The sequence below is a fragment of the Streptomyces sp. C genome, from assembly GCF_000158895.1.
Lineage (GTDB): Bacteria > Actinomycetota > Actinomycetes > Streptomycetales > Streptomycetaceae > Streptomyces > Streptomyces racemochromogenes.
Window position 1 is genome coordinate 264,728 of the sequence record NZ_GG657750.1, and the last position, 8,991, is coordinate 273,718.

Annotated in this window: 10 protein-coding genes and 1 pseudogene; 6 read left to right on the forward strand and 5 right to left on the reverse strand. The window is 73.7% G+C overall.

Annotated elements, in window-relative coordinates; all coding sequences use genetic code 11:
* From SSNG_RS01405 to SSNG_RS01415, 3 genes are all read right to left on the reverse strand, one after another.
* A partial coding sequence (locus SSNG_RS01405; protein ID WP_042802723.1) for a DUF1206 domain-containing protein occupies window positions 1–308 on the reverse strand: 308 nt, incomplete at its 3' end.
* A gap of 122 nt (window positions 309–430) precedes the next feature.
* The gene (locus tag SSNG_RS37645) at window positions 431–1,267 is read right to left on the reverse strand and encodes a hypothetical protein (RefSeq protein WP_007261993.1); all 837 of its coding nucleotides are present in this window, start codon (window positions 1,265–1,267) and stop codon (window positions 431–433) included.
* A 112-nt stretch (window positions 1,268–1,379) separates the two neighbouring features.
* The gene (locus SSNG_RS01415; protein WP_007261994.1) at window positions 1,380–2,249 is read right to left on the reverse strand and encodes a DMT family transporter; all 870 of its coding nucleotides are present in this window, start codon (window positions 2,247–2,249) and stop codon (window positions 1,380–1,382) included.
* A 174-nt stretch (window positions 2,250–2,423) separates the two neighbouring features.
* Here SSNG_RS01415 and SSNG_RS01420 point away from each other — a divergent pair, with 174 nt between their 5' ends.
* The 3 genes from SSNG_RS01420 (at window position 2,424) to SSNG_RS01430 (ending at window position 4,838) form a co-directional block, all read left to right on the forward strand.
* The gene (locus SSNG_RS01420; protein ID WP_007261995.1) at window positions 2,424–3,239 is read left to right on the forward strand and encodes an NAD(P)H-binding protein; all 816 of its coding nucleotides are present in this window, start codon (window positions 2,424–2,426) and stop codon (window positions 3,237–3,239) included.
* A gap of 70 nt (window positions 3,240–3,309) precedes the next feature.
* Window positions 3,310–3,822, forward strand: a complete 513-nt coding sequence (locus tag SSNG_RS01425) for a hypothetical protein (RefSeq protein ID WP_007261996.1) — start codon at window positions 3,310–3,312, stop codon at window positions 3,820–3,822.
* A 209-nt stretch (window positions 3,823–4,031) separates the two neighbouring features.
* Window positions 4,032–4,838: a hypothetical protein gene (locus SSNG_RS01430; RefSeq protein WP_007261997.1), complete on the forward strand. Its 807-nt coding sequence runs from the start codon at window positions 4,032–4,034 to the stop codon at window positions 4,836–4,838.
* Here SSNG_RS01430 and SSNG_RS01435 read toward each other — a convergent pair.
* Window positions 4,822–5,874, reverse strand: coding sequence for a mechanosensitive ion channel domain-containing protein (locus SSNG_RS01435; RefSeq protein ID WP_007261998.1), 1,053 nt, complete (start codon window positions 5,872–5,874; stop codon window positions 4,822–4,824). The two genes, SSNG_RS01430 and SSNG_RS01435, sit on opposite strands and share 17 nt — an antisense overlap.
* A gap of 208 nt (window positions 5,875–6,082) precedes the next feature.
* Here SSNG_RS01435 and SSNG_RS01440 point away from each other — a divergent pair, with 208 nt between their 5' ends.
* Window positions 6,083–6,532, forward strand: coding sequence for an SRPBCC family protein (locus tag SSNG_RS01440; RefSeq protein ID WP_007261999.1), 450 nt, complete (start codon window positions 6,083–6,085; stop codon window positions 6,530–6,532).
* A gap of 386 nt (window positions 6,533–6,918) precedes the next feature.
* On the opposite strand, the pseudogene SSNG_RS01445 reads toward SSNG_RS01440, so the two are convergent.
* Window positions 6,919–7,677 (reverse strand): annotated as a pseudogene (locus SSNG_RS01445) (TIGR03619 family F420-dependent LLM class oxidoreductase); the annotation flags it as partial.
* Window positions 7,678–7,907: 230 nt separating this feature from the next.
* Here SSNG_RS01445 and SSNG_RS01450 point away from each other — a divergent pair.
* Window positions 7,908–8,144: a chaplin gene (locus SSNG_RS01450; protein ID WP_007262001.1), complete on the forward strand. Its 237-nt coding sequence runs from the start codon at window positions 7,908–7,910 to the stop codon at window positions 8,142–8,144.
* A 197-nt stretch (window positions 8,145–8,341) separates the two neighbouring features.
* Window positions 8,342–8,962, forward strand: coding sequence for a hypothetical protein (locus tag SSNG_RS01455; protein ID WP_129593272.1), 621 nt, complete (start codon window positions 8,342–8,344; stop codon window positions 8,960–8,962).
* Window positions 8,963–8,991 lie beyond the last annotated feature (29 nt).

Below are 8,991 nucleotides of genomic sequence, written 5' to 3' on the forward strand. Positions count from 1 at the left end.
GCCTTGTGACGGTCGGGCCCGGCGCCGCCGAAGGCCGCCTCCGAGAGCCGCCACAGGGTCATCCCGACCAGGCCGATGCCGACGGCCCAGATCATCACCCGGCCCAGGGGGCCGCCCGCCAGCCCGGCGAGCGCTCCCTGCCGGTCCGCCTGCCGTCCGGTGTCTTCCCCGAAGGCGATGCGCAGGGCGATCGCGCCGACCAGGACGTACAGGACCCCGCGTGTGGCCAGTCCCGCGCGTGCCGCGGCGACGATCCCGGTGCGCGGTGCGCCGTCCTGGACCCGGGTCCCTCCAGAAGTCGACTGCATGGCCACCTCTCCGGTCCCGGAGCGCCGGTGCGCTCCCTGGGGGACGTCTGCCCCGTACGGCGCGGTTGTCCCGGGCGGCCGCAGGGGTGACTCTGCGTGGCGGGCGCTCGACGGCCGGCGGGTCAGCGGCCCAGTGCTCCGCGCAGGGTGATCCCGTAGCGGCGGCGCAGGCGCCACACCTCCCAGGCGGAGAGCGCGGTGACGGAGAGGGGGCCGCCGAGCAGGAAGGTGTAGAGCACCTCCGGGGGCGCGGCGACGTCGGGGCCGTTGAAGAGCTGGAAGGCGAACAGCGACCACACCAGCAGCGGCGACAGCAGGGCCGGGAGCAGCTGGTGGACGTCCGAGGCGCGGAAGCAGGAGGCCACGCAGACGTAGGCGGCGAGGACCGTGTACGGGATCGAGGCGATCAGCAGGACGAGGGCGAGCAGCCAGCCGACGGCCGCGACGATGAAGCTGACCAGGGAGCACAGGATGCCGCGGCCGAAGATGCCGGAGAAGAAGTCCACCACGTCGGTGCCGCTCGCGAGGTCGCCCCTGACGGTGGTGAGGGAGAGCCAGACGAGCGCCGGGCCCAGGGCGAGCGCGAGCATGCAGACGATCGGCCCGAACAGGCGGCGGGCGAAGGCGCGGCGCCGGTCCGGGGTGCCGGCGATGAGGAAGGCGCCTATGCCGAGGATGCTCCCCACCAGCAGGATGCCGCAGGCGAGGCCGAGTTCGACGAGCTTGCCGATGACGAAGTCCTGCCGGCCCGAGCTCAGGGGGTAGGCCAGGACGATCCAGACGGCGGCGATCATGCCGAGGAGGGTGCGGATGACCTGCAGGGCGCCTATGAGCCGGTCGTCGGGCCGTTCGTCCGGTCCGGGGGCGTGGTCGCCCATCACGGTGCGGAAGAACTCGTTCATCGCGCCGAAGGGTCCTTCGGACTCCTCGCGCTCCAGCTGCGGCCTGGTCGTGCTCACTTCTCGTCCCCCGGGGTGCTGCGCGTGCTTCCCGCGGCGGGAGCAACCCGCCGCGAACGTCGAACACCCTAGCGGATCTTGAACGGTTGACCGGCCGGGCCCGGGCGGCGGCTCATCGGGGTGCGGAGGGCTCCGCCGGGTCCTCGGTCCGGGCCAGGACCAGGACGCCGGTGCAGATCAGGGCGAGGCCCAGGAGCTGCGGGAGCAGCCACCAGTGGGCCCGCAGGTGCTCCTCGTACAGCAGGACGCCCAGGGCGATGCTGACGCCGGCGTCGCCGAGGGTCAGTGCGGGCTGCGAGGCGACCAGCGGGCCGCCCTGCATGGCGTGTTCCAGGAGCAGCAGGGCGCAGACGCCGACGGCTCCGAAGGCGTAGGTCTCCCAGGCCGTCAGGAACGCGCCGATGCCGCCGTCCTGGAGGAGGTGCACGGCGGACTTCATCAGCGCGGCCGTGAGCGCGTAGCAGACGGCGGTGGCCGCGCCGAGGCATCCGGCCCGTGTCCGGCCGGGCGGCCGCCGCAGTCCGGTGGCGGCCAGTACGGCCACTGCCGCCGCGCAGGCGGCGAGGGCCAGGGCCCAGCGGTCGAAGGGGACGTGGGTCCGGTTGCCGGCGGGCGCGGCGGCCACCAGCACGATCCCGAGCCCGGCCACCACTCCCGCGACGGCGAGCCAGAGCGCGCCCGGCAGCGGGCTGCGGGCCATGAGCGAGGCGATGAGCAGGGCGAGCGGCAGCTCCAGTACGAACAGGGGCTGTACGAGGGCCAGCGCGCCCGTGGCCAGGGCGAGGGCCTGGCCGACCCCGGCCGCGATCACCGCCAGGATCCCGGCGATCCACAGCGGCCGCCGGAGCAGGTCGAGGACGAGGCCGAACCGGAAGCCGTCGCTCTGCGGCACGGTGAGCGAGGCCCGCCGCTGGAGGACCGTGGCGAGGGCGTTGCTGAACGCGGCGAACAGCGCGAAGAGGACCGGCAGGAGGAAGCCCATGCCCCGATCCTGACCGCGCGGGAGCCGCCCCGCGCCGCCCGTTCCCCCGTACGGGTCCGCGGCACCCGACTCCGCAGCTCATCAAGTCAGTTGTCCGACTGACTCTGGACGCGGCGCCGCGGCGTGGGTTAGGTTTCCTCTCAGTCAGCCAACTAACTCTCACAAGGAGTCCTCATGATCGTCGTAACGGGTGCCACGGGGAACGTCGGCCAGGAGCTCGTGCGGATACTCGTCGGGGCCGGAGAGCGGGTCACCGGCGTCTCCCGGCGTCCGGGACGGCTGCCCGAAGGCGTGCGGCACGTCCGGGCCGACCTGGGCGATCCGCAGGCCCTCGAACCCGCCCTCGCGGGGGCCGAGGCGCTGTTCCTGCTGGTCGCCGGGGAGGACCCGCGGGGTGTCCTCGGCCTCGCCCGGGCCGCCGGCGTGCGGCGTGTCGTACTCCTCTCCTCGCAGGGCGCCGGGAGCCGTCCGGAGGTCTACCGCCACCCCGTGGCCTTCGAGGAGGCCGTACGGGACTCGGGCCTCGAATGGACGGTCCTGCGCTCCGGCGGGCTGAACTCGAACGCCTTCGCCTGGGCCGGATCGATCCGCGCGGAGCGGACGGCCTCCGCGCCGTTCGGCGACGTCGGACTGCCCACGGTCGACCCGGCGGACGTGGCCGAGGTCGCGGCGGCCGTCCTCATCCGGGGCGGCCACGCGGGCCGTACGTACGACCTCACCGGACCCGCCCGGGTCACGCCTCGCGAGCGCGCGGCGGCGATCGGCGAGGCCCTCGGCGCGCCCGTGCGGTTCATCGAGCAGACCCCGGCCGAGGCCCGCGCCCAGATGCTGGCCTTCATGCCCGAGCCGGTGGTGGAGGGCACCCTCGCCATCCTTGGCCGCCCCCTGCCCGCCGAGCTGGTGACGAGCCCGGACGTCGAGCGGGTCCTGGGCCGGGCGCCGCGCACCTTCGCGCAGTGGGCCGCCCGCACCGCCCCCGCCTTCCGCTGACCCCCGGTGGGCCGGCGGGGGCCGGGCACGGCATCATGCTCGCAACCGAAGCCGAACCGGAAGCCGTGGGATGAGCAGCACGCCGAACCACCCGTCGAAGAGCCCCGTCCGAAGGGCCGAGCGCCTGATCGCCTTCGGCCCGCTGCTGGTCGTCGAACGCGGGGACGGCGCGGCGGTCGCGGCGTCCCTCACGCAGTGGGAGGAGGCCCTGGGCGCGGTCGAGCGCGCCCGGCCCGGCAGGATCACCGGGCGGGCCGAACCCGTCTGGGACCGGGCGGTTTCCCTGCTGGGCTTCCAGGCCGCGTCCTGGTTCCTGATCACGGTCGCCGTGGTCGTGGGCGGTGTGTTCCTGCCCCGGAATCCGGTCACCGGCTGGTTCGTGGTGACCCTGGCCGCCTTCCCCTCCGCGCTCTGCGCGGTGCGCGAGGCCGCGCACGGGACCGCGAGGTCGGCGCTGCGGCGCGGGCGGCTGACCGAGCGGGCCGGCCGGCGGCTGAAGCGGTGCCGGCGGGGCGGGCTCGCCGCGCTGGTGTCCGTACCGATGTGGGGGATCTGGGCCCTGGCCATCCAGCCCTGGACGTAGTCGCCGGAGCCGTCAGCAGCGCGATGACGGAATGTCAGTACGCCTTTCGTCGCGGGCGAGATGACGGGGCGTGGGAAATCGGAGCGGCCGGGACCGGTCGCCGTCGCGAGGGTCGTCGGCGATGCTTGGAGCCGCACCACGCCGATCTTCACCACCGACGTCCGAGGAAATAACATAGCCGACACCGTCACCTCAAATGGCCGCCAGAAATGCACGAGCTGCTGGTGGCGCACCTGTCCGACAGCGCCGCCGCGCAGGCGCCGCCGCCGCAGGACCTCCTCTCGTCGCTCGCGAGCGGCCTCTTCGGCGTCCCGCTGCGTGTCGACGTCGCCGCGGGGCTCCAGGACGTCATCGCGCGGGCCACGGCCCTCGGCCCCGCCGGCACCTGGCTCGTGGCCGCGGGCCACGCGGGCCTCGCCGGCATCGCCCTCACGCGCGGGCAGGCGGAGCCGGTCCTCCACCACCTCGACGCCGCCGTGACGGCCGGGTTCAACGACTGCGTGGCCCTGCACGCCGGCCCCGTCCTCCCGCTGCACCACGATCCCCGCTTCCGCGCCCTGTACCAGCGGATACGCCTCACCGAGGGCGACCTCGACGAGTTCTTCTGGCTGCACCGGGAGATGTGGACCGCGGTACGGGAAGCCCGGGACGCGACGGTCGACAACATCGACCGCCTCGACACCGGGGTGTCGCTCCTCCCCCAGGCCCCCATGCCGACCCGGGAACCGGACACCCCGGGCGTCCTGATCACCCGCATCGACCTCGCCGCCACCCAGACCGCGCTCCAACAGGCCGCCGTGAAGGCGGAATTCGGGCGCAGCTCGGGCAACACCGCCCTCAGCCTCATCGACGACACGTGGGACCACTCCCACGCGCGGCGCGACGCCTGGCACGCCGACGACCGGGACACGCGGCGCCGGCGGGCCGCCGAGGCCCGCGCCTTCACCGCACGCCCCGGCGCCGGCACCGCGATCCTCGCCGCCCCGCCCCTGGGCTCCTTCACCTACCCGGCCTGAGTTCGGGCGGCGGTGCGTGCAGGACGCGGGGCAGGGCCTCCGGGTGCTTCTCCGAGAGCCACGCGACCAGCTGCTCCCGCACCGCGCAGCGGACCGTCCACAGGTCGTCGGCGTCCTTGGCCGTGACGATCGCGCGCACCACCATGGCCGAGGGCGTCGTCTCGGTGACGGCGACGTCCCAGCCGCGCCCGTCCCACTCCGGGCACCCGTCCAGGATCTCGCGCACCTTGCCGCGGATGAGGTCCACGGGCGCGCCGTGGTCACAGTGGAGGAAGACGGTTCCGGTCATCTGGACGCCGCCCCGGGACCAGTTCTCGAAGGGGCGGGTGGTGAAGTACGAGACGGGCATGGTGATCCGGCGCTCGTCCCAGGTCCGGACGGCGAGGAACGTCAGCGTGATGTCCTCCACCACGCCCCATTCGCCCGCGACCACGACGGTGTCCCCGATGCGCACCATGTCCCCGAAGGCGATCTGGAACCCGGCGAAGAGGTTCCCCAGCGTGGACTGCGCGGCGACGCCCGCGACGATGCCGATGATCCCGGCGGAGGCGAGCACGGAGGTGCCCAGCGCGCGGAAGCTCGGGAAGGTCAGGAGCATCGCCGCGGCCGCGACGACGGCCACGACGGCGGTCACGACCCGCATGATCAGCGACACCTGGGTGCGGACCCGGCGCACCCGGGCCGGGTCGCGGGTGCCGGTCGCGTAGCGGGCGTAGCCGGACTCGACGACGGCCGAGGTCACGCCGACGATCAGCCAGGCGCCGGCCCCGATCAGGGCGAGCGAGAGGGCCCGGCCGACGACGGCCTCGTGCTCCTGGAGCGGGCGCCACGCGGTCTGCCGGTGGGCGCCTCTGAGCAGCGCGGCCAGGAGCACGATCCGGAAGGCGGACCGGCAGCGGCGCAGCGCGTGCCACAGGGGCGTCTCGGGGTGTCGCGCGTCGGCCCGGCGCAGCACCAGGTCGACGGCCCAGCCGGCGAGGGCGGTCAGGAGTATCGCGGCTCCCAGGACGATCAACGGGCGGACGGCGGCGTTCAAATGCGGCTCCTCTGCGGTGTGGACGGTCGGACGGCGACGCCCCGGACCCCCACCCCCCTGCCCCGGCGAGGACCGCCGACACCCTCGCGCCTCCGGCCGGGCGGCGGCGCATGTGCACCGCGAAGGGGGGTAGCGGGGCCCGTGAACGCCCGGCCGCAGCGACCGGCACCAAGGGGTGCGGGGCTGCCGGGGACACGGAAGGGGTCACATGTCGCACGTCGAGGAGTACGTCGAGGTCAACGTCCCCCTGCGTACGGCCTACAACCAGTGGACGCAGTTCGAGGACTTCCCCGCCTTCATGGAGGGGGTCGAGCGCGTCGAGCAGCGGTCGGACACCCTCACGCACTGGGTGACGAACGTCAACGGGGTGCAGCGCGAGTTCGACGCGCGGATCACCGAGCAGCTCCCGGACCAGCGCGTCGCGTGGATGACGGTGGACGGCGAGGCCCGTCAGGCCGGGCTGGTCACCTTCCAGCCCATCGACGCGAGCACCACCAAGGTCGTCCTGCGCATGAACTGGGTGCCCGACGGGCTGGCGGAGACGGCCGCCGACAAGCTCGGCTTCGTCAAGCGCCAGGTCGCCGGGGACCTGAAGCGGTTCAAGCTGTTCATCGAGGGGCGCGGCTTCGAGACGGGCGCCTGGCGGGGAGAGGTCTGACCGCGGCCGGGGGCACCGCGCGTCGGCCGGCGCAGCAGGAAGGCCCCGGTCTCCGAGAGGAGTCCGGGGCCTTCGTTCGAGCGCTGGGCAGGCCTTGCACCTGCATTCCCCCACGGGAAGTGGGGTGTCTTTCCTTGGACCACCAACGCATCGTCCCGTTCGCCGTGTTCCGCGGCGGCGGGCTCGAGATCAACTATACGGCACGCGGCCGGGTGCCACGCACCGCCGGCCGCGTGCCCGTACGCCGCCCTACCCCGCGCGTACGAGGTCCAGGACCTTGGTGCCGAGCTCCAGCGCCTCGTCCGGTTCCCGAACGCACTGCTGAAGTCGACGAAGCAGCTGTCGGTGCCCGTCTCCCGGAGGCCCGCGAGGACCGCCGCGATCTCCTCGTACGAGGTGCCGGGCTTGGCGTTGAAGCGGATGTTGCGGCGCAGGGCGTCGGGGTCGCGGCCGGCGTCCTCGGCGGCCCGCCGGGCCACGGCCCAGAGTCCGGCGAGTGCCGCGGCCGGCAGGACGGCGCCGACCCAGCCGTCCGCGCGGCGGCCGACCCGGCGCATCGCGGCGGGTGAGAAGCCGCCCAAGTAGACGGGCGGGTGCGGCCGCTGGACCGGGCGCAGGCCGACGTGGGCGCGCGGGATGCGCCAGTGGGTGCCCTCGTGCCCGAACTCCTCCTCGGTCCAGATGCCCTGGAGGACGTCGAGGATCTCGTCGAGCCTTTCGCCGCGCCGGTGGAAGTCGGCGTTGACGGCGGTGTGTTCGTCGCGCAGCCAGCCGATCCCGAAGCCGGCGTCCAGCCTGCCGCCGCTCACCTGGTCCAGCGAGGTGAGGGTGCGCGCAAGCAACAGGGGCGGGTACCAGGGCGCGTTGAGGGTGCTCGTGCCGAGGCGGGCGCGGTGGGTCGCGGTGGCGGCGACGGTCAGGACGGTGAGCGGGTCGAGGAAGGTCCGGTACTCGGGCGGGTACGGGTTCTCGGGCGTGTGGCCCGGGTAGATGTCGCTGGGCTCGACCGGGGTCAGCGACCGGTCCCCCACCCAGAGCGAGTCGAACCCGGCGTGCTCCGCGTCGCGCGCGAAGCCGGCGATGCGGGCGGCCTGCGCGTGAGTGCCGTACTGGGGCAGTGCGATGCCTATCTCCATGGCCCCCATCGTGGCCGCGGGGCGGGCCCGGGGCCCAAAGGCGCCACACGTGACACGTGACACAACGGCCTTGGCCCGAGGCGGCCCTCCCCCGCCTCCCCGGCACCCGTTCGGGCGGCTCCGGTCACCCCCCGGGCCGTAACACGCCGTTGGTCAGGTGAATGCCGGGCGGGAAGCCCCCCGAGGCGGTGTGATCCTGCTTCGACGTCTCGACGTTCCGTCATCGACTCTGGAGTGACATGCGTATTCGAACTGCGATCGCCGCCACCGTCCTGGCCGCGGCCGGCATCCTCGGCGCCGGCGGCACCGCCGTCGCCGACGCCCACGCCGAAGGCGTCGCCATCGGCTCCCCGGGCGTGCTGTCCGGCAACGTCGTCCAGGTACCGATCCACATCCCGATCAACGTGTGCGGCAACACCGTCAACATCATCGGCGTGCTCAACCCGGCGGCCGCCAACACCTGCATCAACACCTGATCCCGGGCCCCTCGCACCCCGCTCCGGGGTGCGAGGGGATACCGTGTTCCTCCAGGTCAAGAGGGGGAACAGTGATGTCGCACAACGCGGGATGGGGACAACACCCGCAGCAGTACGGGCCGCAGTGGGGAGGCGGCTGGATCCAGCCGCCCCCGCAGCCGGGGGTCATACCCCTGCGGCCGCTCGGCCCGGGCGAGATGGTCGGCGGCGCCTTCAAGGCCTTCCGCCAGTACTGGAAGCCGCTGGTCGGCGTCATGCTCGCGGTGCAGGGCGTCGGCTTCCTGCTGGTGACGGCGGCCGTGGTGATCGGTGTCGCGGCGGCGAGCAGCAGCTTCTCCGAGGTCTTCGCCGTCGACTCGGATTCGCACGCGGACAGCTCTGATGTGGCGACCGTGTTCCTGGCCCTGCTGCCGGGCGGCGTCCTCCTGCTGCTCGTGATGCTGCTGGGCACCGCGGCGATCGGCGCGCTGTGCCCCGCGGTGGTGCAGGAGGCCGTGCTCGGCCGCACCGCGACCTTCCGTGACATGTGGCGCCGCACCTGGTCCCGGCTGTCTTCGGTGCTCGGCGCCGTCTTTCTGACCGGGCTGATCGCGGGCGGGCCCGCCGTCCTGATCTACGCGATCGGCATCCCGTTGACGATCATGGCCTGTGATTTTCTCCGGAACGCCGGCCGGCGTGTTCCTGCTGATCCTGGCGGTCCTCTGCTGGATGCCCGTGGCGGTCTGGCTCGCCGTCCGGTTCAGCCTCGCGCCCGCCGCGGCGGTGTTCGAGGACCTCCGCCCCGTGGCCGCGCTGCGGCGTTTCGGCCGCCCTGGTGAAGGGCAGCTGGTGGCGCGTCTTCGGCGTC